20 protein-coding genes and 1 tRNA gene are annotated in these 25,642 nt (G+C 37.8%); 10 read left to right on the top strand and 11 right to left on the bottom strand.

The features are described from left to right. The first annotated feature begins 43 nt into the window (after positions 1-43). The 5 genes from CZ225_RS03015 (at position 44) to CZ225_RS02995 (ending at position 5,154) form a co-directional block, all read left to right on the top strand. Positions 44-1,447 carry a mobilization protein gene (locus CZ225_RS03015; RefSeq protein WP_077152938.1) on the top strand — a complete coding sequence of 468 codons (1,404 nt, stop codon included), beginning with the start codon at positions 44-46 and terminating at the stop codon, positions 1,445-1,447. 399 nt (positions 1,448-1,846) lie between these two features. Beyond that, positions 1,847-2,539 (top strand): hypothetical protein, encoded by a 693-nt coding sequence (locus CZ225_RS03010; protein ID WP_005833670.1) that lies wholly within the window; start codon positions 1,847-1,849, stop codon positions 2,537-2,539. 14 nt (positions 2,540-2,553) lie between these two features. Further along, positions 2,554-3,735: a hypothetical protein gene (locus tag CZ225_RS03005; RefSeq protein ID WP_077152937.1), complete on the top strand. Its 1,182-nt coding sequence runs from the start codon at positions 2,554-2,556 to the stop codon at positions 3,733-3,735. Continuing rightward, a complete protein-coding gene (locus CZ225_RS03000) occupies positions 3,732-4,505 on the top strand; it encodes a hypothetical protein (RefSeq protein ID WP_004323152.1) in 774 nt (257 codons plus the stop codon). The genes CZ225_RS03005 and CZ225_RS03000 overlap by 4 nt, the downstream gene beginning before the upstream one ends. Before the next feature lie 88 nt (positions 4,506-4,593). Beyond that, a complete protein-coding gene (locus CZ225_RS02995) occupies positions 4,594-5,154 on the top strand; it encodes a hypothetical protein (RefSeq protein WP_077152936.1) in 561 nt (186 codons plus the stop codon). 51 nt (positions 5,155-5,205) lie between these two features. On the opposite strand, the gene CZ225_RS23805 is transcribed toward CZ225_RS02995, so the two are convergent. The 3 genes from CZ225_RS23805 to CZ225_RS02985 all read right to left on the bottom strand — a co-directional run bounded on the left by CZ225_RS23805 (position 5,206) and on the right by CZ225_RS02985 (position 6,521). Then, positions 5,206-5,382: a hypothetical protein gene (locus CZ225_RS23805; RefSeq protein ID WP_200800542.1), complete on the bottom strand. Its 177-nt coding sequence runs from the start codon at positions 5,380-5,382 to the stop codon at positions 5,206-5,208. 70 nt (positions 5,383-5,452) lie between these two features. After that, positions 5,453-6,262, bottom strand: coding sequence for a Fic family protein (locus CZ225_RS02990; protein ID WP_004323155.1), 810 nt, complete (start codon positions 6,260-6,262; stop codon positions 5,453-5,455). A 175-nt stretch (positions 6,263-6,437) separates the two neighbouring features. Then, positions 6,438-6,521 (bottom strand) — tRNA-Leu (locus tag CZ225_RS02985). A 163-nt stretch (positions 6,522-6,684) separates the two neighbouring features. Between CZ225_RS02985 and CZ225_RS02980 the strand changes: the two genes are divergently transcribed. Next, complete coding sequence (locus CZ225_RS02980; RefSeq protein WP_077152935.1) at positions 6,685-7,767, top strand: mannose-1-phosphate guanylyltransferase; 1,083 nt, start codon at positions 6,685-6,687, stop codon at positions 7,765-7,767. A gap of 100 nt (positions 7,768-7,867) precedes the next feature. Here the strand turns inward: CZ225_RS02980 and CZ225_RS02975 are convergent, their stop codons facing one another. The 3 genes from CZ225_RS02975 to rpsO form a co-directional block, all read right to left on the bottom strand. Next, positions 7,868-9,517, bottom strand: a complete 1,650-nt coding sequence (locus CZ225_RS02975) for an AMP-binding protein (protein ID WP_077152934.1) — start codon at positions 9,515-9,517, stop codon at positions 7,868-7,870. Positions 9,518-9,552: 35 nt separating this feature from the next. Beyond that, positions 9,553-10,128 (bottom strand): helix-turn-helix domain-containing protein, encoded by a 576-nt coding sequence (locus tag CZ225_RS02970; protein ID WP_025073689.1) that lies wholly within the window; start codon positions 10,126-10,128, stop codon positions 9,553-9,555. A 181-nt stretch (positions 10,129-10,309) separates the two neighbouring features. After that, positions 10,310-10,579: a 30S ribosomal protein S15 gene (gene rpsO, locus CZ225_RS02965; RefSeq protein WP_025073690.1), complete on the bottom strand. Its 270-nt coding sequence runs from the start codon at positions 10,577-10,579 to the stop codon at positions 10,310-10,312. Positions 10,580-10,735: 156 nt separating this feature from the next. Between rpsO and typA the strand changes: the two genes are divergently transcribed. Continuing rightward, a complete protein-coding gene (gene typA, locus CZ225_RS02960) occupies positions 10,736-12,535 on the top strand; it encodes a translational GTPase TypA (RefSeq protein ID WP_077155671.1) in 1,800 nt (599 codons plus the stop codon). A 324-nt stretch (positions 12,536-12,859) separates the two neighbouring features. Here typA and CZ225_RS02955 read toward each other — a convergent pair whose 3' ends face one another. The 3 genes from CZ225_RS02955 to pckA all read right to left on the bottom strand — a co-directional run bounded on the left by CZ225_RS02955 (position 12,860) and on the right by pckA (position 17,974). Beyond that, a complete protein-coding gene (locus CZ225_RS02955; RefSeq protein WP_077152933.1) occupies positions 12,860-14,161 on the bottom strand; it encodes a MutS-related protein in 1,302 nt (433 codons plus the stop codon). Between the two features lie 240 nt (positions 14,162-14,401). Further along, complete coding sequence (locus CZ225_RS02950; RefSeq protein WP_077152932.1) at positions 14,402-16,192, bottom strand: right-handed parallel beta-helix repeat-containing protein; 1,791 nt, start codon at positions 16,190-16,192, stop codon at positions 14,402-14,404. 174 nt (positions 16,193-16,366) lie between these two features. Beyond that, on the bottom strand, positions 16,367-17,974 hold the full coding sequence (pckA, locus tag CZ225_RS02945; protein ID WP_077152931.1) for a phosphoenolpyruvate carboxykinase (ATP): 1,608 nt from the start codon (positions 17,972-17,974) through the stop codon (positions 16,367-16,369). A gap of 286 nt (positions 17,975-18,260) precedes the next feature. On the opposite strand from pckA, the gene upp reads away from it, so the two are divergent. Further along, entirely contained in the window at positions 18,261-18,914 is a 654-nt protein-coding gene (gene upp / locus CZ225_RS02940) for a uracil phosphoribosyltransferase (protein WP_077152930.1), read from the top strand. A 326-nt stretch (positions 18,915-19,240) separates the two neighbouring features. Next, on the top strand, positions 19,241-19,837 hold the full coding sequence (locus CZ225_RS02935; RefSeq protein WP_077152929.1) for a hypothetical protein: 597 nt from the start codon (positions 19,241-19,243) through the stop codon (positions 19,835-19,837). 462 nt (positions 19,838-20,299) lie between these two features. Here CZ225_RS02935 and CZ225_RS02930 read toward each other — a convergent pair whose 3' ends face one another. Further along, a complete protein-coding gene (locus CZ225_RS02930) occupies positions 20,300-22,801 on the bottom strand; it encodes a YfhO family protein (protein WP_077155670.1) in 2,502 nt (833 codons plus the stop codon). Positions 22,802-22,826: 25 nt separating this feature from the next. Then, positions 22,827-24,245 (bottom strand): adenosylhomocysteinase, encoded by a 1,419-nt coding sequence (ahcY, locus tag CZ225_RS02925; protein ID WP_077155669.1) that lies wholly within the window; start codon positions 24,243-24,245, stop codon positions 22,827-22,829. A gap of 184 nt (positions 24,246-24,429) precedes the next feature. Here ahcY and CZ225_RS02920 point away from each other — a divergent pair, with 184 nt between their 5' ends. Continuing rightward, complete coding sequence (locus CZ225_RS02920; protein ID WP_077152928.1) at positions 24,430-25,593, top strand: sensor histidine kinase; 1,164 nt, start codon at positions 24,430-24,432, stop codon at positions 25,591-25,593. Positions 25,594-25,642: the final 49 nt, after the last annotated feature.

Here is a 25,642-nt window from a genome sequence, read left to right as displayed (position 1 = left end):
GAAAGCGAGCAGAATAATCAATTGCAAACAAAGAAAAGAAGCTATGGCAACAAAATCAAGCATACATATCAAGCCTTGCAGAATCGCATCGAGCGAGGCGCACAACCGAAGGACTGCCGAGTATATGCGTAATATCGGGGAGTCCAGAATCTATGTCGTTCCCGAACTTTCCACCGACAACGAACAGTGGATAAATCCCGACTTCGGCACTCCCGAACTGCGAACTCATTATGACAATATCAAGCAAATGGTCAAGGAAAAGACCGGACGTGCCATGCAGGAAAAGGAAAGGGAACGCAAGGGAAAGAATGGAAAAATTATCAAGGTGGCGGGATGTTCACCCATCCGTGAAGGAGTATTGCTCATCAGACCGGATACCACACTGGCTGATGTACGCAAATTCGGTGAAGAGTGTCAAAGACGCTGGGGCATCACTCCATTACAAATTTTCCTGCACAAAGACGAAGGGCATTGGCTGAACGGTCAGCCGGAAGCGGAAGACAGGGAAAGTTTTCAGGTCGGGAGCAGATGGTTCAAGCCGAATTATCATGCACATATCGTTTTCGACTGGATGAACCACGAAACCGGAAAGAGCCGAAAGCTCAATGACGAGGATATGGCAACCATGCAGACCCTTGCTTCCGATATTCTCCTGATGGAACGTGGGCAGGCAAAAGCTGTTACAGGCAAAGAGCATCTGGAACGAAACGACTTCATCATTGAGAAGCAGAAAGCCGAACTGCAACGTATAGAGGAAACCAAGCGACACAAGGAGCAACAGGTAAGCCTTGCCGAACAGGAACTCAAACAGGTAAAATCGGAGATACGCACCGACAAGCTCAAAAGTGTAGCCACTGATGCAGCCACAGCCATAGCAAGTGGCGTCGGTTCTCTTTTCGGCAGCGGAAAATTGAAAGATTTGGAGCAAGCCAACGAGAGTTTACGGCATGAAATAGCCAAGCGTGACAAGGGCATTGATGAATTAAAAGTCAAGATGCAACAAATGCAGGAACAGCATGGCAAGCAGATTCGCAATCTTCAAGAAATACATCATCAAGAACTTGAAGCCAAAGACAAGGAAATATCACGATTGAACGCCATTCTTGAAAAAGCGTTCAACTGGTTCCCATTGCTCAAAGAAATGTTGAAAATGGAAAAACTCTGCTATGCCATCGGATTTACCAAAGACATGGTAAACAGTCTTTTGACCAAAAAGGAAGCTATCAGATGCAATGGAAAAGTCTATTCCGAAGAGCATAGACGAAGATTTGAAATAAAGAATGATGTTTTCAAAGTGGAGAAAAGTTCGGTTGATGATAACAAATTGGTGCTAACTATAAACCGACAACCAATCAGCGAATGGTTCAAAGAGCAATGGGAGAAATTAAGGCAAGGTTTACGACAATCAACGGAAGAATCAAGAAAAAGTAGAGGATTCAGAATGTAATATTGATAGTATTTGATTGTATCTCAATAAAATTAAATATCTTTGTAAGCGGATTGAGACAACTCTGTCCAAGACATATTAAAATTTAGAAGAAGCGTTATGCTTATTTCTTGCGAATGAAAACCTGAGAAACTTTCAAACGTGTACAAGAATAGCATAGTGGTTCTCACGCTATAGCGTGGGCTGCTATTGTTACATCTGTACACAAAGGTTTTCTCAGGACCTTCATTCAAAGACGTGGCATTACAGTTCCACGCTTTATAATTTAATATTATCTTTTCTTGGATATTGAGAAGAATAATAAATTTTATATTTGATATTAGATGATTATTGTATATGTAATCTAAAAGGCTATACTTTAATTAAATACTCTGATTGTAGAATAAATTTAATTGTAAAATGAGAAGAATGAAATTGCTTATATTTTTTGTGTGTTTGATATGTACTATTCCTTCGTTCTCACAAGATGATTATGACAGAAGTTTGAATGAATTGGAAAAGGTAAATGATTTATTGTTAGATGCTTCTGCATCTTTTTTGAAATTTCCTAATAACCATAGCAACACAATAATTGTATTTAATCAATTAAAGGAATTGAATACAATATATAAAGAAATACAATCTAACAAATATGAAGTTCTTTCAAAATGGGATAATTATAAAGTGAGACTGTTTTATGATACGACAGATAAAATGCAAGCCATTGCAGATGCTTTTGAAGAGTTATTAAGAACTATTGCAGGATATACTTCTAGTGGTATTGAGGGAACTGTAATGGAAGTATTATTGGAGCCTCTTTTTGATGAAGCTGGTTGGGAGAAAAGAATACTTAACGTAACATGTCCTGATGCCTATTTTGTAGAATATTCGTATGAAGATTTTAAGATGATGTTTGTAAAGAGCACTCGCCCAAGAAATGATTATATGAATAATTGCTATCATAATATTGAAGTGACATTTACGTATGAAGGACCATATGGTGCTGGAGGGTCTTATTATGTTGGTGGAAATAAATATAGAATGATTCAATTTAAAGATAACGAAAATGTTTCTTATCGTAAAGTTGTAAAAGCCAAATCTATTCGTAAATAAATGTAATTGTAAAGATGAAGAAAATTTTTATTGGTATTTTAGTATTAATATTCTTTCCTATAGCTTACTATTTCTTGCACTTGCATGTTTTACAGATGTCAGAGAGTTATGTGGAAAAGAAAAAGAACACTTTACAGAAGGAGTTCTATGATAAATTAAATGAATATTGGGCAGGAGAATCTCGTTTGATGTATTCAGAAGAGTATGGCAGTACGTCTTATGTTCCTATGGATATGGATGCAGTTCAGTTTATTGATAATAGGAATGAAAAAGATGCAACTTTCTATAGTTCTGTTGAAAGGCTATTCCCTTATGACAGATTCCCTCTACTAACATCAACAATGTTCAAATGTTTAAGGCCGGGGTGTTTTAGGGAGTTATATGAATTGAATGCAGTAAAGAATATGCCTTGGAGGGCCTTCTTGCTGAAATATCAAGAGAAAGATAAGTTTCAGATGTTTATTTTTAAACCAGTAGCTGTAGGGTACTTACAATCTTCATATAATTTGAGAGATTGGAGACCTTCTTTAGATGAGAGTTGTACTAGTGCACTTGAGTACCTTATAAAAGAAGATAGAAATTATAAGGATTGCTATAATCAAAATAACAAGAAAACAATTAATAAAATTTTAAGTCTTTACAATCGCTATTACTACTTGCAGACAGAAGGTCATTATCAAAACTTTGAAGACAATAATTATGTAAATTTTGAAAATATAAAACTCTCACCTAACCCAGAAGGCGAACCGTTATGTGGGCATCGAATAAATTGGATTTATAATGGTTTTTATCGTGTGTATTATGATACATATCCACTGTTGACTTATGAAGTCACATTTAATCATCTAAACTATAATAATGATAAAGAAACTTATTATACAGAGCACTTTTTTGTTGTCAAAATTTGCTTTTGGACATTATTTTTTATACTATTTGTTTATTTGTCATATCTAATATATCGTTTTTCAAAATATCGTTCAACAGCGAACAGCTTAAGTTCTAAAATTAATATAGAACCTGATATATCGTATTTATATAATGAAATTATAACGAAAGCTAATCCTAAAATGTTTATAGAACCTTACCAGCCTAATAAGTTAGCTACTGCAAATGAAATTTATTCAGAAGCTTTGAAAAATAAGCATAATAGGGATGTTTTAAAAAAATTGTTAGATAGAATAAAGAAAGAATTATGATTAAGTATATAGTATTTATGTTTGGACTACTTTTGTTTTCTTCATGTAATGAGAATGAAAGTGAGAGTTTTATTACAAAAGAAATGAAGAACTATATAAGTAATAATGTAGATGGTTCTTATGGTTTCTTTGAGCGTAATATGGTAAAGGAACATATTGATAGTTTCAGTTGGAAATCTGACATATACAGAATTCAACGCCAACTTTATATGTATGCAAGCCAAAGAAGAACTATATTGGCAAATAACTATGTTCCTCTTACTAAAACTACAGGATGGCTATTTCCAAACATCTTTGAATCGAATTTTGAAAAGCCTCAAGGATATGCTAAAAAAATTAAAGAGTCATATATTACAGAAGAAGAACGCGAAATCTGTGATTATATATATTATAGTGAATCAGTTCCTAAAATTCGAAAAATGATAAAAGATTTGGAGGAAGAAGAATTTCATGGTGACAGAATATATTATGCTTGCGGTTATCGAACTGCTTCTGGAGCAATTGTCGATAGACAATTTGTTTTATATACAAATGGCGAAAAGAATTTTATTGAAATATTTGAATTAAAATACAATTATGAAATGTTACGTGATTTTGTTCAGCATAATTTAAATGTTGATTTAGAGGAATCTTATATACAGACTTTGCTTGCAAAGTATAAGGCAATAGAAAGTGAAGATAAAGAAAGTCAAAATTCTTTTTTAACTATACCAACTTCAACCATTTCAAATAAATATAGTGCAATATTTAGACGACTTGAAAAGTATTAATCCTAAAATGTAACATTAGACCTAATGCTATTTAAAAGTTATGTTAAATACTAATAAGTGGAAATTTCATTTATAATTTAGATATATTATGACAGCACAATGTAGAGAACGATTAATTTATAATGGTGAAGAATATTATCTTGCGACAGAGCCATTAGCTTCTTATCTTATTAAGCATTATATAAGGTTTATTGCTCCACATACGGCGTGCTGGAGAGGGTATATAGGTTCTTGGCTTATTGAGGATAATAAATTATATCTTGTTGATTTGAAAGCTAATATATCTGAGGGTAATAAAAAATTTGGTGCAGATAAAGAAGTTGGATTAGATTTTTTATTTCCCGGACAAACAAAAGTCTTTGCGAATTGGTACTCAGAAGTTATACGTATTCCACATGGCAAAATGATGAAATATGTACATCAAGGATATGCTTCACTGTATGAAAAAGAGCTTTTCTTAAGATTTGAATCAGGAATTCTTGTAAGCTATCGTGAAGAAGATAATACTCATTTCTATGCCAATAAAAAGAGAATGGAAGAAAGAAATATGAGTGATTTATGCGAAGCTATATTTGGTGTAAAACTTCAGAAAAAAGGAAATTGGCTACATAATTTGTTTAGACATTTACATAAACTATATAGAAGATAAACATAAAAAATTAGCTTCAACTGTAATAATGGAAAGAAAGGCAGAATTCAGTTATAAGCATTCTTCTACTTTCTCAATATTCCAGCCACTTTCTATTTTGTAGAAATATACAATATATCTAACATTATTAACAGTAACGATAACATATCCTTTTTCCGGTACACCTGTTATACCGTAAGTCTGAGCAATCAAAATATTTGCTTTATGATAAGTTTGCACCAAGTCCATATTAAACTTTTTTTAATTCTACACAAAGTTACCCAAATTCGTAAATAGTAATTCTTTGCTTAATATAATATCAGAACATAAAACAGAATCCTTTCTTTTGCGAAGCTTTAAACCTTTCAATCTCCAAAGAAAGCGACTTCTTCAACTGTCCTGCCATAAACAACAAGAACAACTGATTGGTTTCTTCATCTTGGCATTGACGTAAGGAAAGGATATAGGCTTCTCTATCTTCTTTAAATATTTTGGTCGGAAAAAGGTGATAGCAAAATTGGATGTAGTTCATCAATAATCGAGCTGTTCTTCCGTTGCCATCCACCCACGGATGAATAGTTACTAAATTAAGGTGGGCATTAAAGCTCAATTCGTATTGTTCCCGAAATGTTCCCATTTTCTTTTGCTTCTCTTGAAGAATCGCACAAAGTTCATCCACCTTAGCAGGAACTTTCAAATAGTTCATATAAGAATGTCCGCCAACACCAGCCGTAACACCACATAGACGGAACTCTCCTTTAGAAGAATCAAAAGAGCCACCCATCACACTGTGAACGCTGCCAGTAGTACGCATCAGCATTGCATTCATCCTTTTCAGAAAAGTAGGAGTTATAGGTACAAGGCTGTCTGATTCAACTTTGGCAAGTTCGTACGCTTGCTTCAAATCTTCATTCATCAGATGATGCACAAGCGGTTTCCCTTTCGCTGTTACTCCCTCGTCAAAGAGAAGCTGCGTATCAAGTTCGGTCAACGTTGAGCCTTCTATGGCTGTGGAATGGGTAATGAGAGAATAAAGGTAGTACTTGTCATAGTCCACCGCTTCACTGATACCAAGTTTTTGAAACTTCTGGTACAACAGTTCTATTTCTTGCCAAACACCTTGTTCCATTACTTTTATTTAATAGGCTTTATTTCTTTTCAAAGGTAACTTATTTACTACGTTCAACCAAAAGAAATAATGACTTACTGCTATATTTTTTGCACGTGTGGGGAAAATGTGGGGAAAATTCAAGCAAAAGAAAAAGCTAAGTATTGAATTATCAAATACTTAGCTTTCTTCCTTGTACCCAGACCCGGGGTCGAACCGGGATGGAAGTGAATCCACTGGTGTTTGAGACCAGCGCGTCTACCGATTCCGCCATCTGGGCGCATACTTGATTTCTCAATTGCGGTGCAAAGATACGACTTAATTTTAAATCCGCAATAGTTTCACTAAAAAAAGGAGCAAAAATTTATAAAACATATCTTAAACGTTTCTGTATTCAGAGAATAAAGTGTACATTAGCAGAAACTTTAAAAAGAGTCACAATCATGACAGGTAAAGATAATTATTGTGTTATTATGGGGGGCGGTATTGGCAGTCGTTTCTGGCCTTTCAGCCGTAAAACGTTGCCTAAACAATTTCTTGATTTCTTCGGAACTGGTCGCTCACTTCTTCAACAAACCTTCGATCGTTTCAAAAAAGTAATTCCAACTGAAAATATTCTAATTGTCACCAATACTATATATGCTGATTTGGTGAAAGAACAGTTACCTGAACTGGATGAAAGACAAATTCTGTTAGAACCAGCTAGACGAAATACTGCACCTTGTATTGCTTGGGCTGCTTACCACATTCGTGCCTTGAATCCAAACGCTAATATTGTAGTAGCTCCTTCGGATCATTTGATTCTGAAAGAAGAAGAATTTCTCTCTGCCATCGAAAAAGGATTAGATTTTGTTTCATGTTCCGAGAAACTTCTAACATTAGGTATCAAACCTAATCGTCCAGAGACAGGGTATGGATATATACAAATTGATGAACCGGCTGGCAATAACTTCTATAAAGTCAAAACTTTCACAGAGAAGCCTGAGTTGGAACTCGCGAAAGTATTTGTAGAAAGCGGTGAGTTCTATTGGAACTCGGGACTCTTTATGTGGAACGTAAATTCAATTATCAAAGCTGCAGAACTACTTTTACCTGAACTTGCGTCGAAACTAGCACCTGGCAAAGATATTTATGGAACTGATAAAGAAGCAGCATTTATTGAAGAAAACTTTCCAGCATGTCCCAATGTATCAATAGATTTTGGTATCATGGAGAAAGCTGACAACGTATATGTATCTCTAGGAGATTTCGGATGGTCCGATTTAGGCACATGGGGGTCTCTTTATGACTTGTCAGAAAAAGACATGTACGGGAATGCTGCGCTAAGCTGTAACTCCCTAATTTATAATAGTAAAGATAATATGGTGGTTCTCCCTAACAATAAATTAGCCGTTATCGACGGCTTAGAAGGCTATCTTGTAGCTGAATCAAATAATGTATTATTGATCTGCCCTAAAAATGAAGAACATGCCATCCGCAAATATGTAAACGATGCCCAAATGCAATTGGGAGACGATTATATTTAATGAAGAACTAAAATGAGGAATGAAGAACTATTTGCAATATATTGCACCACCCATTCTTCATTCCTCATTTTTAGTTATTCATTTCCAACTGTCTTCCCCTTTAAATGATTTCTATTTCTCGTTCTTTGCAAAGTTGCAAACCAAGATCTTTTAATCTAAACTTCTGAATTTTTCCACTACCAGTCATAGGAAATTCATCGATAAAGAATATATATTTGGGTATCTTATAGCGGGAAATCTTATTTCTACAGAAATCACGCACGTCCGATTCACTTATTTGAGCTCCCTCATGCAAAATAATAAACGCACCAACTGCTTCACCATACTTCTTAGAAGGAATACCTGCAACCTGAACATCTTTCACACCTTCAAGCTGATAAAGAAACTCTTCTATCTCACGAGGATAAATATTCTCACCACCACGGATAATCATATCTTTAATACGCCCAGTAATACGATAGTTCCCATTTTCGTCTTTAATGCCTAAGTCACCAGAATGTAAAAAGTTGTTTTTATCAATCACTTCTGCCGTAGCTTCCGGATTCTTATAATAACCTTTCATAGTATTATATCCACGGTTACACATTTCACCTTGTATGCCTGCCGGGCATTCTTCACCCGTCTCTGGATCAATCACTTTGACTTCTGTAAACTCAAAATCTCGCCCTACAGTATTACAACGTACCTCAAACGGATCATCGATGCGTGTGGCCGTCATACCTGGTGCAGCTTCTGTCAAGCCATATACACTGGTGACTTTCATATACATTTTTTCCTCTACCTGCTTCATCAATTCCACAGGACACAGTGAACCTGCCATAATGCCTGTACGCAAACAAGACATATCAAACAGATCGAACATAGGATGATTCAACTCGGCAATAAACATAGTCGGCACACCATAAAGAGCAGTACAGCGTTCTTTGTGAATGGAAGCCAATACAACCAATGGATCGAAGCGTTCCACCATCACTTGTGTACAACCATGTGTCAAACAGTTCATAGTAGCCAATACCACACCAAAACAATGGAACAATGGTACACAACAACAAAGTTTATCATCAGCAGTAAACTTCATATGCTCCCCTGTCAGGAAACCATTGTTACTAATATTGTAATGAGTAAGCATCACGCCTTTCGGAAAACCAGTCGTTCCCGAAGTATACTGCATATTCACCACATCGTGACAATCAACTTTGCTCTTCATTTCATTCAGTCGGTCGTCTTCTACATTATCTCCCAACAATAGAATTTCTGCAGTATTATACATTCCACGATGTTTTTCCTGACCGACATAAATCACATTCTTCATATAAGGGAAACGCTCACTTTTCAGATGACCACGTTCACAATTTTTCAGTTCAGGAAGCATTGCATAGGTCATTTGCACAAAGTCGCTGTCTTTTTCACCATTGACAATACAAAGAGTATGCATATCGGAATTCTTACAAAGATATTCCAGTTCAGCCTGCTTATAGTTCGTATTCACAGTCACATATACTGCACCAATCTTTGCGCAGGCATATAATAATGTCAGCCAATCGGGCACGTTAGCTGCCCAAATACCTACATGCGTACCTCGTTCCACACCTATAGCGATCAATCCTTTCGCCATATCGTCTACACGACGGTTCAACTGGCTCCATGTAAAACGGAGATTGCGGTCGGAATATACAATATATTCTTTATCGGGAGTTTCTTCGGCCCAGTGTTCCAGCCACTGTCCCAAAGTACGTTCAAATAATTGCATGGGATTAAATTTAAGACTTGATACTCATTACTTAATTATACCGGTGTATAAACAACAGCCAATATTTTTGCCGCCTGACCTTCGTATGCATGGACATGATGAGGTACAATAGAATCATAATAGATACTATCACCTTCCTCCAGTAGATAAGTATGCTTGCCATAACTAATCTCCATCACTCCTTCCATAACCATAATGAATTCTTCACCTTCATGTGATGAAAGTACAAAATCACTATCTTCTGTAGGCATCACATCAATGATAAACGGTTCCATGTGGCGGTCTGCTTTCGACTTGGATAAAGAATGGTACTCCATATGCTTACGAGAATGAATCGCATTATTCGAGAAGCTGATAGCGTCTTTCGCTTCTTTTTTACGGCAAACAACAGGTCCAACTTCATCCTGGTCATCTAAAAAAGTTCCCAAACGAACTCCCAACACACGTGCTATTTTAATAAGTGGTGCTAGAGAGGGTATATCGATATTCTTTTCAATTCGTTCGATCTGTTCCACAGCTAAACCGGAGCGCTGGGAAAGTTCCTCAATAGTAATAGTTTTGTCTTCGCGGAGAGCTTTAATTTTTTCTCCTACAATTTTACTTGTATCCATATTGAAAGTATTTTTGTCTTCAAAGGTTATAAATTATAATTATTAAGCTGCAAAAATAGTAAAATCTTTATTCCATCACAATTATAAGCGTTAAAATCTATCAGTCATACACAACTATAGGCACAAAAAAACCGTTTCTCTTTCTCGAGAAACGGTTTTCAAACTTTTCGCTGCAAGTAGATTACTTACGCAAACCGAGTTCTTTAATGATACCACGATATCTTTCGATATCTTTAGCCTTCAGATAGTCGAGCAAGCGACGACGCTTACCTACTAACATTGTTAAAGCTCTCTCTGTACTATAATCTTTTCTGTTGAGCTTCATATGCTCAGTCAGATGAGAAATACGGTAGGAAAACAAAGCTATCTGCGCCTCAGCTGAGCCAGTATCAGTGTTAGACTTTCCGTACTTTCCGAAGATTTCTTGCTTTTTAGCTGCGTCTAAATACATAATTTTTAGAATTTTGATATAGTAATTTATTCTTTTGAGCGTGCAAAGATAAACATTATCTTTATATCCCACAACGTTTTACAGGAAAAAAGTATGTTTATAGCGTATATTTCTAATCCAATTTTAGTACCTTTGCGCCCAAATAATAGGGATTATATGCAAAATATTCGAAACATTGCAATCATTGCCCATGTCGATCATGGGAAAACAACGCTGGTTGATAAGATGTTATTGGCTGGAAACTTGTTCCGCAGTAACCAAAATAGTGGTGAACTCATTCTGGATAACAACGATTTGGAACGTGAACGTGGTATAACTATTCTTTCCAAAAATGTATCCATCAATTACAACGGTACTAAAATTAATATCATTGATACTCCGGGGCACAGTGATTTCGGGGGTGAAGTAGAACGTGTATTGAATATGGCCGATGGTTGTATTCTATTGGTGGATGCCTTTGAAGGCCCGATGCCCCAGACGCGTTTTGTATTACAAAAAGCACTGGAAATCGGCTTGAAGCCGATTGTAGTAGTAAACAAGGTCGATAAGCCAAACTGTCGTCCGGAAGAAGTTTACGAAATGGTATTCGACTTAATGTTCAGCCTGAATGCTTCTGAAGACCAACTCGACTTTCCTGTCATCTACGGTTCTGCCAAAAACAACTGGATGAGTACTGACTGGAAACAACAGACCGACAGTATCACTCCATTATTAGATTGCATTATCGAAAATATTCCGGCTCCGGAACAATTGGATGGTACTCCGCAAATGCTAATCACTTCATTGGATTATTCTTCATACACAGGTCGTATTGCCGTAGGACGTGTTCATCGCGGTACACTGAAAGAAGGTATGAATGTAACACTCGTGAAACGTAATGGTGATAAGTTCAAAACAAAAATTAAAGAGCTACATGTATTTGAAGGCTTAGGACGCGTCAAAACCGATGAAGTTTCTTCGGGAGACATCTGTGCATTGGTAGGTATTGATGGATTTGAAATTGGAGATACAATCTGCGATTATGAAAACCCGGAAGCATTGCCGCCTATTGCAATTGATGAGCCTACAATGAGTATGTTATTTACCATTAACGATTCGCCATTCTTTGGCAAAGACGGTAAGTTTGTGACTTCACGTCATATCCATGACCGCCTTACAAAAGAACTCGACAAGAATCTGGCTCTACGCGTAAAGAAAAGCGAGGAGGACGGTAAATGGATCGTTTCTGGCCGTGGCGTACTTCACCTTTCTGTGTTAATAGAAACGATGCGTCGTGAAGGATATGAGTTACAGGTAGGACAGCCTCAGGTTATTTTCAGAGAAATCGACGGAGTAAAATGCGAACCGATTGAAGAACTGACAATCAACGTACCGGAAGAATATTCAAGCAAGATCATTGATATGGTGACTCGCCGTAAAGGTGAAATGGTAAAAATGGAAAATACCGGTGAACGTATCAATCTGGAATTTAATATGCCTTCTCGTGGTATCATCGGTTTGCGTACTAATGTATTGACAGCCTCTGCAGGCGAAGCAATCATGGCTCACCGTTTCAAAGAATATCAGCCATATAAAGGAGAGATCGAACGTCGTACCAATGGTTCTATGATTGCTATGGAAAGTGGAACAGCTTTTGCTTACGCTATCGACAAATTACAAGACCGCGGTAAGTTCTTCATTTTCCCACAAGAAGATGTCTATGCCGGTCAGGTAGTAGGTGAACACTCTCACGATAATGACTTAGTGATCAACGTTACAAAATCGAAGAAACTGACTAATATGCGTGCTTCCGGTTCTGACGAAAAGGCTCGTTTGATTCCACCAATACAATTCTCACTGGAAGAAGCTTTGGAATACATCAAAGAAGATGAATATGTAGAAGTAACACCGAAAGCAATGCGTATGCGTAAAGTTATTCTGGATGAAATTGAGCGTAAACGCGCTAACAAGATCTAATAAATAATAACCAAATCAATATAAGTGACGGGAGATGGAAAATAACTATCTCCCGTTATTTTTTTCTTTAAAAAGAAAAAGATGTATTTATGACCAACAAAACAAATTGTATTTATGAAAATAATATTTATCCATTCTTGGCATCTTATTCGCTTCTCACAACAAGATAGCAATAAACTAAATCCTATGTGTTAGACACAGCAGCTAAAATAGTTAACATGAAGAATATAAATTCTGCCATTCCCACTAATGATTCACTCATTAAAGGGATGAAAGTTACCATATACCATCCACTAACAAAACATCAAGTTAATTATTCAGCTTTTACAAATTCAATATCTTTTTCACCAACCAATAACCTACTCTTGCTTCCGAGATACCTTTCCGCAATCGATGAGGACAGACGAAACAATCTTCTTTGATTTCCGCCTCCATGTAATAAAAACAACAAGAACTATCTTTTTCAAATGCTTTCGCATATTCAAGAATGTGCGTAGAAACAAGAAAATGACAATTAGCAAATTCTTTTAATATCTCATTTACCGCAACAGAAGCTTCAAAAGCATCCTTCGCATTTGTGCCACGGAACATTTCATCCAACACGACTAAGCACCTCTTACCTTTTCCCGCTTTCTCCAACACCTCTTTAATACGAAGTATCTCTGCCATAAAATGACTTCGTCCGTCTCTCAAAGAATCGGGCAAATTGATTGAAGTATATATGCCCTCATATAGAGGACAAACCATTGATTTTACTGGAACAGGTAATCCACAATGCGCTAACCAGACAGCCAGAGTCAATGCTTTTAACGTAGTCGATTTCCCCGCCATATTGGATCCCGTAAAAAGACAGATATTACCTTGGGACATTTCCCAATCATTTTCTTGCGCATTCTTCACAAAAGGATGTACTACTCCTTCTACCGAGAAATCCATGCTCCAAACCACCTTTGGAGTGCTACAAAGATTTTTTTCTTCAGCAATCCGATGAGCAGTACGGCAAACGTCCAACGTATAAATAACTGACAGCAACTCTTTCAAAGATAGCAAGCGGGTACATCGAAATAAATAATCATATTTATCTATCACATAATTGGAGAATCGGGTATCCTTATCAAACGCCTGTTGCAAGACATTTTTCAGTTCAGTTCCATGCAAGATATCCTGTACCAAATCAATCATATCTTTCCAAAGTTGCGGTACAATTTCCTGTTGCTCTGTAATCCACTTTTCCAAATGATGTAACATTCGAACTATAAGTTTAACCCCTCTACAAACGACATAACGTTGAGAATCATACCTCACAAGACGATCAATAATTGTAGCACAAGACATTATAACATTCGCCTCCCTAATCTGGTCACGATAACTCAGGTAATACTCGATAAAGTCCAACTCTTCCTCATTCAAAGGAAGTTCCGGTAGTGCCCCCCAAGCTATAAGTTTCTGTCTTTTACAGATCATTTCCCAGTCACTCAACGGATACATAATCCATTCCATCATTAAAGATTTCCCTTGCTTCGTTTCCGTTTTCAGAAACAAAGAAGAAAGGGCTTGTTCGTCCTGTACGCCATCCGTTATACTAAGATCTATGCAAGTTTGCTTATCGGTATCCAGATATGTCATAAACAATTATATTATAATACGAGAACAATGAATTCTTAATCCTCAATATAAAATTAGTCCTACAGAACCCGCCAAACAAAGTTAACAAAATCGGATGAAGGTTCCATTTCCATGTTATCAGGAAAACTGAAACAAAGTCACTTGAGAAATAGCTACACATCAGTAAACTGTCGTGAAGTCAGCCAATGATGATGGTCTACAATCTCATGTTCTATCAATATTAATTTTGTCATCTGTGTATCAGTCTTCCATTATCTTCACATTGGTCACCCGTTCCAGTAAAAATCGGCTTTTGTTCCAATGGAATGGTTTATAATCGGAATTTTGAACTATTGTATTATTGCGGAAAATCAAACCATCTACCGACTTAGCATATAATATAGGTGCATCAAAAGTTTCGAATATATTTCCTTCGATGACAATTCCTCCATCTTTCCCTCCATGGAAGTACTTCTGCTGATCTTTTAGATTAGGAATTTCCGGATAAATAGAAATAACAGCATTCGTAAATTGAAACATATTAGTAAGGGCATTTACAAAACGGTTTCCACGAATAAGCACATTACGGCAAGCACCGGTCTCAAACCAACCATTACAATCACCACATAAAAGAATGGCTGCTCCTGAAGTATGATCAAAAAGATTATTTTCTATAATTGTTTTTCGGGGGGTACTGAACAGACTCCCGCGAGCACGATTATTACGTATTACATTATTGGCAAAAAACACCTCCGGAGTCCAAGTCAAATTCTCAATACCAAAACCAGCCTTTTCATTAATCATTGGATCGATCGGTTCTTGAAAAGTAATGCAGAACTCACGGGCACCCTGAACCCCTTCTTTATCATATGGACGAATAGAAACAATATGATTCACTCCTTCAATAATTTCCATAGTCTCCGAGCGGATGAACTGCACACTGTCACCTTGGTATCCCCAATCAAATCCCCATGCCTGATTATGCATATAGCGTCCTACCAAAGTATTATCATCCAGTCTCTTAATGACTTTCAGGTAGGTGCCATGCACATTAATTGCATCATCCATCATTCCCTCATAAAGCCCATTTTGAGAAACAATCACTCCTTTACAACCGGAAAAGTGGGTCGCATCCGCTTGAGTAGTAAAATAGCGCAGATCGTTTTCTCCCCTCAGGCAAACACTGAATCCATCTAAAGTTATATTTTCACAAAGTTGTGCCAATAATCCCATGCCTTCAGCATAATGTATCTTTACGTTCTGCAATGTAGTGTTCACATCATGAGACAGAAAGATTCCCGGTGTAGGTCGTTCTCCTGTCCTCATTGCAACCACTGTCCCCGGAATCAGACGCTTATCTTTCCACTGAGGAGCGTTCAGGCAATCAGAAGAAACTTCCCTGATCCCTTTAGTCGGACAATGTAAATCGCTCGTTTTATATACCAGCCTTTTCGTTCCCTTCTCAAAAGCAATACCGCTACCTGGCTGCATTTGCCAACCGTCACCATAGTTTTCAAATACCGAATCCTTCCTAATCCGATATTTCACCCATGGAGCCGGTCTGAAAGTAATTCCATGCTCAGGAGTATTATCAATGATTTCTACTTGTGCAATATGCGGATTTTCGAAGTCAATGCTGAAATTCTTTAAAGTACAATTGACAGAACGTAACAAAGACAACGGAATCATTCTTCCATGAAAAATAAATTCAGCCCCTTGCCCGTCCAATACTAAATTGGATAAATCTTCCAATGCTATTCCCACCTTTTTGGGATTACTTTGATCATGATTGGATATATAGTATTCACGCACATCCGCCCCCGTCTCATAAAAATCATATCTTCCAGCAGAGAATCTCAGAACGATCTCGTCACCAACTTCACACTCAGCTTTTATTTTTGCGATCACCTTTCGCAAAACAGGACTGGCATTTTTTCGGCTATCAGCCTTCAGTCCCAATTTAGACATATCATATACACGCTCCTTTGCATTCGCAGAAAGCCCTATGGACAGAAGAATAAGGCAACAAAGAAATGATTGTAGTTTTCTCATATTACAGTAATTTGGTTTATATCATGTCTACACAAAGATACAACATAACCTACATATTTACAAGTTATTACTTTCATTCCTTACCTACGGAGATTACTCATAGAGATGAAAGTTATCAATACAGAAAAAGGCGGTTCCTTTCGGAACCGCCTTCTCATATCTGAATCCAATAAATTAGAGTTTCGGACCAGCAGCAACCAAAGCTTTACCAGCTTCGTTACCTGTAAACTTAGCGAAGTTCTTAATGAAACGTCCAGCCAAGTCTTTTGCTTTTTCTTCCCATTTACAAGCACATTCGTAAGTGTCGCGTGGGTCAAGGATTTTCGGATCAACCCCCGGAAGTTCTGTAGGAACAACGAAGTCGAAGAAAGGAATCACCTTAGTAGGAGCTTTATCGATAGAACCATCAAGGATAGCGTCGATGATACCACGAGTATCTTTGATAGAAATACGTTTGCCAGAACCATTCCAACCAGTGTTTACCAAGTAAGCCTTAGCACCAGTCATTTCCATCTTCTTAACCAACTCTTCTGCATATTTAGTTGGATGCAATGACAAGAAAGCAGCACCAAAACAAGCAGAGAATGTCGGAGTCGGTTCAGTGATACCACGTTCTGTACCAGCCAATTTAGCAGTAAATCCAGACAAGAAGTAGTATTGAGCTTGTGCTGGGTTCAGGATAGATACCGGAGGCAATACACCGAATGCATCAGCTGACAAGAAGATAACTTGTTTAGCATGAGGGCCTTTAGACACCGGTTTAACGATGTTTTCGATGTGGTAGATAGGATAAGAAACACGAGTGTTTTCTGTTACGCTCTTATCTGTGAAGTCGATCTTACCATCAGCAGCAACAGTTACGTTTTCAAGCAAAGCGTCACGTTTGATAGCATTGTAGATATCCGGTTCACTTTCTTTGTCCAAGTTGATAACTTTAGCATAGCAACCACCTTCATAGTTGAATACACCTTCGTTATCCCATCCGTGTTCGTCATCACCGATCAATTTACGTTTCGGGTCAGTAGACAAAGTAGTCTTACCTGTTCCAGACAAACCGAAGAAGATAGCTGAGCTAGTTCCTTCCATATCTGTGTTAGCAGAGCAGTGCATAGAAGCAATACCACGAAGTGGGTTCATGTAGTTCATGATAGAGAACATACCTTTCTTCATTTCACCACCATACCAAGTATTCAAGATAACTTGTTCTTTAGTCTTCAAGTTGAAAACTGTAGCAGTTTCAGAGTTCAAGCCAAGTTCTTTGTAGTTATCAACTTTAGCTTTAGAAGCGTTGAAACATACAAAATCAGGTTCTCCGTAGTTAGCAAGTTCTTCAGCAGTCGGGCGGATGAACATGTTAGTTACGAAGTGAGCCTGCCAAGCCACTTCCATGATGAAACGAACTTTCATACGAGTAGCTTCGTTAGCACCACAGAAAGTATCCACAACAAACAAACGTTTGCCAGACAATTGATTTACAGCTTTTGCTTTAAGATCAGCCCAAGCCTCTTCAGTACAAGGTTTATTGTCGTTTTTGTATTCGTCAGAAGTCCACCATACAGAATCAGCAGAAGCTTCATTCTTAACGAAGAATTTATCTTTAGGAGAACGACCGGTATAGATACCTGTCATCACATTAACAGCGCCTAATTCAGTTACTTGACCTTTTTCAAAGCCTTCAAGACCTGGTTTTGTTTCTTCAGCGAACAAAACATCATAAGACGGGTTGTGCAGGATTTCAGTTACACCTGTAATTCCGTACTTGCTCAAATCTAAATTTGCCATTTTCTTTTGAATTAATTTAAATTGGTATTTCGTTTATTATCTCTTTTTTTACCTTAACATGGAGGAGTCTTGGGTACTCCTTTTATAATCCGAGGGCAAAAGTAATACTTTCTTTGAAAAGCAAGAAGCTATTAGAGAAATTTTTCCCTAATAGAATCTCTTTTATAAATTCCTAACAATATCTGCAAACTGAATATTGCAATTTGAAAGATTATCATTTACTTTGCAAGGCAGTACGTCATCAATATGATGAATATAAGATTAAATAACAATTAAATAATATACAATGAAAGTAATTGATTTTAGCCAGACAAATTCCATTCTAAACCAATATGTTGCTGAAATAAGAAATGTAGAAGTTCAGAATGACCGCCTGCGTTTTCGCCGCAATATCGAGCGAATTGGAGAAGTTATGGCTTACGAAATAAGCAAGGAGTTACAATATTCAGTAAAAAACATACAGACTCCTCTAGGGATCTCCCCGGTCAGCACCCCGGATAATAAAATAGTTATCAGTACTATTCTTCGTGCCGGATTACCTTTTCATCAAGGCTTCCTAAGCTACTTCGATCAAGCAGAAAATGCTTTCGTCTCTGCATATAGAAAATATAAAGACAAGCTAAAATTTGATATACATATTGAATATATAGCTTCTCCACGTATTGACGAAAAAACATTGATAATTACAGACCCAATGTTAGCAACAGGCAGTAGTATGGAGTTAAGTTATCAGGCTATGCTGACCAAAGGCCATCCTTCAGAAATCCACATTGCTTCTATTATTGCCAGCCAACAAGCTATTGATCATATAAAGAATGTATTTCCGAAAGACAAGACAACGATCTGGTGTGCAGCCATCGACCCTGAAATCAACGAGCATTCTTATATTGTACCCGGATTGGGAGATGCAGGTGACTTGGCTTATGGAGAGAAAGAATAATATTCTACCAAAGCTAATTACATCTGAAATCTTATCCTAACGTACTATATTATAAGGTGATCATCCCAACTGCTTCTTATTGAGGGTGCTTCTCAAGAAGAGACAGTTGGGATCATATATGCATCCAAGAAGTCCTTAACTATTTTCTTATCCCATTTTGAAAGTAAACCTTGTACAAAGATTACTTAGATGAATGGAGATCGTTCGAATAAATCATTTCTATCACCTTTGATAGACAAAACCTCGTCTCCGGTCGATTTTATTTTTCTCAATTCCTATATTTGCCTAACTTTGATTCAATAAAATCAATTAAAAAGATAACAGATATGAAAAATAGCATGAAAATTGTTGGGACCATGATATGCTTTATGACCCTTGCCGGCCTTGCAACTGCACAAGAAGCACCCGAATCTCAAGCCAATCAACAACAGGAAAAACGTCTTCCCCACGAAGTGGCTAATCCGGAAAAGATAGCAACGCGAATAACGGAACAGATGCAGAGGTCATTGCAACTAACTGAAAAACAATATAACAAGATTTATAAACTTAATCTGAAAGAACAGAAGAAACGCTTTAATTTGATGCAAAATGCAGAAAACCAAGGTTCATTTATGAGAGGAGGATTCGGCATGGGAGGACGTCCTTCTCCCATGCCTATGGGTGGAGGTGAACCTCCGATGGCAAGAGAAGGTGGATTTCCCGGTAGAATGGGAGAAAGACCACGAATGCAATTAGACGATGATTCCGCCAAAGCTCTAAAAAAGGCGGCAGAAGCTAAAGATAAAAAAATAAAGAAGATTCTGACCACCGAACAATATGAGAAGTGGAAAGCGGAACAAGAAGCCAATCGCGCCAAAGCGGCTCAAATGAGAAAATCAAACGATAACCGCCCAAGAAGGGAACAAAATCACAATGGCATATAATCTACACTCAATAAATAAGTAAAAACAGTTTTTTGTTTTCATAATTTTTTAGTGAATACAAGACGGCTCTCTTCGTGAGGAAAGGAGCCGTTTTTATTTTCCTAGACTTCATATAGTCATCTTCTGTGCATTATCTGTTGGGCATTCATATAAAACATGTCTTTCTATAATAGCAAACTTATCCTTTACCTATAGATAACTTACTCTCTATTAGGAGAAAACTTATCTTTCTCTCATATAAAACTATAACCGCAAGCTCCGGTTATATAACTGAAACTTTTGATTATATAATCAAAGGTTCCGGTTTTATAATCAGGACTTGCGGTTATAATCCCTTTCCTACAAAAACACATTTTAGTCCTCGAAGGAACAAGTTTCCTTCCGATTAAAAAGAATTTATGCAGAACAAAGATAACAAAAAAGTTCTTATTATGCCATAAGAATCTTTATTCTGCGTTTTATTCACTTTTTGGCTAATTGTTTTCTTTTCAACCACACAAATAACATCACACCAATCAACAACAAAGCCATGGCAGCATATGCTATACTCTCTGTCAAGTGTAAGCTTTGCGGATCAAACCACATTTCAATTGTATGGTTACCGGCCGGAACATTCATGGCACGCAGAATATAATCAGCACGAGCTATGTCTACCGGTTGCCCATCAATTGTTGCTTGCCAACCCGGATAATAAATTTCAGAGAAGACAACGACCCCGTCTTTGGCAGAAGAGGTCTCATAAACCAAACGATTCGGTTCATAACTTGTCAAACGGATCACAGACAAAGAATCTTTATACCCCTCTGTTACCCCTTTCAGATTCTCCTTGAATTTCACATCTACCACAGCAGTTTCTATCGGGGAAATATCATTCAGTGCATCTATTTCTTCATTAGCATTATCAACGTACTGAACTTTATCAACAAACCAAGCATTGCCGTAAGCATAAGGATTCTCTACAGGTACTGTCTCGCCTTTCTGTCCAGCCGGGAATATGAAATATTTCGTATTCAACATATTCAGTACCCGGAATTTAGAAGCATCTACACTATCCATAGCCCCGCCGGCGGCAGCTATCGCCTGATAGGTTTGCTGCATCTCCGGAGAAATATGATGTTCGATCATTTCTTGATAACGGCGCAATTTTGCAGCGTGATATCCACCTACATTCTTATGCCAATAAGAGGTATTATTTTCATTAAAGGTATCCGTTGCAAAATTCAATACACGATAATTCAAAGTAGTATCCTGAAGAATTATTTCATCTGCCTGACTCTTACGGAAGACATCTGTCTTTTGGGATTTGGGAATAAACTCTTCATCGTATAAATAACGCTTATTCACACTCCACATATCTACCAGACAAAGGATTGCAATACCTGCTATCGTCAAGGAAGCTCTTAACTTCTCTTGCAAATAAAGGAATAACAACGCACATCCTACTACTATAATAAAGAAACTACGCCATGCATCCGAAGTCACTAATGCTTTTCGCATTTCAGCCAAATTAGCTACAATTAGAGATAAATGTTCTGCCGGAATCCCTTGTCGCAAAGCAGCCATCTCCTGAGCCGGAATATAATTAGAGAAGAATATTCCCGGTGCAACTGCCAAAATTAAAGCAACACCCGCCGTTAATACCAAGCTGACAATTAATCCTGTCCGGTTCTCCTTCAATTTCAAAATATTCGGTTTTGCCAGCACCTCTTTCAATGCAAAAATAGCTAGCAATGGGATAGTAAACTCGGCAATCACCAGAATAGAAGAAACCGCACGGAACTTATTATACATCGGCATATAGTCTATAAAGAAGTCCGTCAGCCCCATGAAATTCTTTCCCCACGAAAGCAAAATGGAGAAAATAGTCGCGCCTAGCAATGCCCACTTCAAAGGTCCTTTCACAATAAAGCAACCCAGAATAAACAGAAACAGTACAAATGCTCCTACATAAACCGGACCGGATGTCATCGGCTGATCACCAAAATACTGTGTCAGTTGAGAATAAATACTACTGTATGTCGGATCTGCCTTTTCCATTGCCGTTTCATTCCTTGACAAAGGAACAGATGCTCCCCCTTTGACATTCGGCACCAGCAATGTCAGTGTTTCACCTATCCCGTAACTCCATTGTGTGATATAATCGCGGTTCAGGCCACTACTTGTCTGATTTGCTGCGGCTGCCCCTTCATGTTTCAGTTCACTTTTACCGCGCATCGTTTCTTTGCTATACTCATACGTATGATATAGATTGGAAAGATTTGCACAGACTCCTATCACTGCTGCCAATACCAATACAGCACTGGCTTTAAAAAAGTGAGGTAATTCTTTCTTCTTATATGCATCTTCGAAATAAGCTCCAACAAAGAACAGGATTACAAACATAAAGTAGTAACTCATCTGTATGTGGTTTGCCTGTATCTGAAGTGCTATAAACAAGGCAGTAATGATTCCTCCCAGCAGATACTTCTTACGATACGCCAACACAATACCGGCAATCGTAGGCGGAATATATGCAAGGGTTATAAATTTCCAAATATGTCCTGCCGATATCAGTATGAAGAAATAGGACGAGAAAGCCCAGATAACACCTCCTAAAGCCGACAACCAAACCGATATTCCAAATGCCCTGAGCAGTATATAGAAGCCAAGCATCATAATAAATGTCAGCACTACATAAGGCGGAAGATACAAATGATAGACCGCTTCCACCCATTTCAATGGCTTGGTTGAATCATAACTCGGAGACATCTGGTAAGTAGGCATACCTCCAAAAAGAGAGTTTGTCCAACGAGTACGTTCGCCGGTACGTTGCAAATACTCGGTAGCTTCTTGGCCACCACCTACTCCGGCAACCGAATCATTTTGAAAGAGAATACGTCCTTCAATATCCGCTGGGAAAAAATAGGCAAAAGAAAGAATAACGAAAGCCAGAATGGCAATCAAATCAGGAAGGATTTTCTTCATAATAATGAATAATAAATGAAACTGACTAATATCTATAATGATCAGCCTTATACGGCCCATCTACCGACACACCGATATAAGCAGCTTGCTCAGGAGTGAGTTTTGTCAGTTTCACCCCAATCTTCTCAAGATGCAAACGCGCCACTTCTTCATCCAAATACTTCGGCAAACGATAGACATTTACATCATATTTCTTATTGAACAGTTCGATTTGAGCTAAAGTCTGATTAGTGAAAGAGTTACTCATCACAAATGACGGGTGACCGGTAGCACAGCCCAAATTTACCAAACGACCGTCTGCCAACAGAATAATACTATGTCCATCCGGGAAATAATAACGATCTACTTGTGGCTTGATATTGACACACTTAATGCCGGGATAGTGTTTCAAAGCATCTACCTGAATCTCGTTATCGAAGTGTCCAATATTACAAACAATCGCTTGATCTTTCATTCTTTCCATATGATGGATACAAACAATATCAATATTTCCTGTTGTTGTCACGAAAATGTTACCTTCTGTACATGCATCTTCCATTGTTACGACTTCAAAGCCTTCCATAGCAGCCTGTAAAGCGCAGATTGGATCAACCTCAGTCACTAACACACGCGCTCCGTAAGTGCGCATAGAATGAGCACATCCTTTTCCTACATCACCATATCCGCACACCACAACTACCTTACCGGCAATCATCACATCTGTAGCACGCTTGATACCGTCAGCCAATGATTCGCGGCAACCATACAAATTATCGAACTTAGATTTTGTTACAGAATCGTTCACGTTAAAAGCCGGGAACAAAAGTCTCCCTTCTTCCTGCATTTGATAAAGACGATGTACTCCGGTAGTCGTTTCTTCTGAAACACCGCGAACTTCTGCAGCAACACGATGCCAACGAGTATTATCTTCAGCCAATACTTTCTTCAATATGGCATTTAACTCAATTTCATCTTCTGCATGTACTTCCTTATCCAAAACAGCCGAGTTATTTTCAGCTTCATAACCTACATGAATCATCATCGTAGCATCGCCACCATCATCCACAATTACATTCGGTCCTTTACCATCGGCAAAGTTCAATGCTTGCAATGTACACCACCAATAATCAGCCAGTGTTTCCCCCTTCCAAGCAAACACAGCTACTCCTGAAGCAGCAATAGCAGCCGCAGCATGATCCTGTGTTGAATATATATTACAAGAGCACCAACGGACTTCAGCTCCCAATGCAACCAGCGTTTCAATCAGAACAGCCGTTTGAATGGTCATGTGCAATGATCCCATGATACGGGCACCTTTCAGTGGTTTGGATTCTCCATACTTTTCGCGAAGAGCCATAAGCCCGGGCATTTCTTTTTCTGCCAAATCGATTTCCTTGCGTCCAAAGTCAGCAAGCGTAATATCTGCCACTTTATAAGGCAGAGTAGAGAATAATTCTGTAGACATATTGTAAATCATTTAATATATAATGGTTACAAAGATAGAACATTCTGATTGGTAGGACAAAAGCTATTCGGCTTTTTTATCAAATAATAACTTGGAGGGGAAGATATATTATTAAAATATTGTTTTATATTTGCAACAAGTTACACATATTCTACAACATTTATACAGTTATAATCCATTTGCTATGGAGCACTATGAAAACAAGACAAAAGAAGAGCTGTTGAAAATAATAAATCAGTTAGAAAGCGAAGTAGAAAGCCTTTCTTCTCGATTATCTTCCGGACAAGAATGTTTTCGCGACAAATATTGTACGCGTATATTGGACGCTTTGCCCGATATGCTGACGGTTTTTGACCATAATGGAGATATTATAGAACTAGCTTCTTCTCCGGCTACCAATCATGTAGAAGGAACGACGGCAACAAGTATTATCCATTCAAATGTAAAAGATATCATTCCGAAAGAAGCCTACGAAAGCGTACGCCAGAACATGGAGAAAGTGATACGCACAAAACAAAGTTCTACTTCCAGACATAATTTGACGGTAAATGGTGTCATACACCATTTTGAAAATCGTATTTTCCCGTTAGACAATGAATACTTACTATGTATGTGTCGGGATATTTCACAGCAATGGGAAACAGAAAAAGCGTTGGATAAAGCTCGTATCAAAGCGGAAGAAGCCGACCGGTTGAAGTCTGCTTTTCTTGCCAACATGAGCCACGAGATTCGTACTCCTCTCAACTCAATTGTAGGATTCTCACAATTAATAGCGACCTCTAATAACCCGGAGGAAAAGAAACAATATTCAGCAATCATTGAAAAAAACTCAGAGTTATTACTTAATTTATTCAGTGATATTCTGGATTTATCCGCTTTGGAATCAGATTCCCTTAAGTTCAAGATTCACCCTATCAGGTTATTGGAGATTTGTATTCAACTAGAACAACAATACAACTCTAAAACTCATGATGGAGTAAAGTTAATCCTAGATGATGGAATAGCAAATACCTACGTATTGGGTGATTCTGAACGGGTCACCCAAGTGATTAGTAATTTACTCAGTAATGCAACGAAATTCACGATCAAAGGAGAAATACATTTCGGTTGTCAAGAGAAAGAAAACTTCGTAGAATTTTACGTCAAAGATAGCGGTATTGGCATTCCGGCTCAAAAAGCTGCAACCATTTTTGAACGGTTCGGTAAAATCAATAATTTCGTTCAAGGAACAGGATTGGGACTAACTCTCTGTAGAATGCTAGTAGAACGAATGGGAGGACGCATTTGGTTACGCTCCCAAGAAAAGAAAGGAACGACCTTTTATTTCACTTTGCCGAAAGCATATTAATAATTATACAGGTAAATAAAAGACGATGGATAGTTGAATCTAGCTATCC

The organism is Bacteroides bouchesdurhonensis (genome assembly GCF_900155865.1).
Taxonomy (GTDB): domain Bacteria; phylum Bacteroidota; class Bacteroidia; order Bacteroidales; family Bacteroidaceae; genus Bacteroides; species Bacteroides bouchesdurhonensis.
Note: the sequence above shows the minus strand (reverse complement) of the source record. Positions and strands in the feature narration are given on the sequence as shown.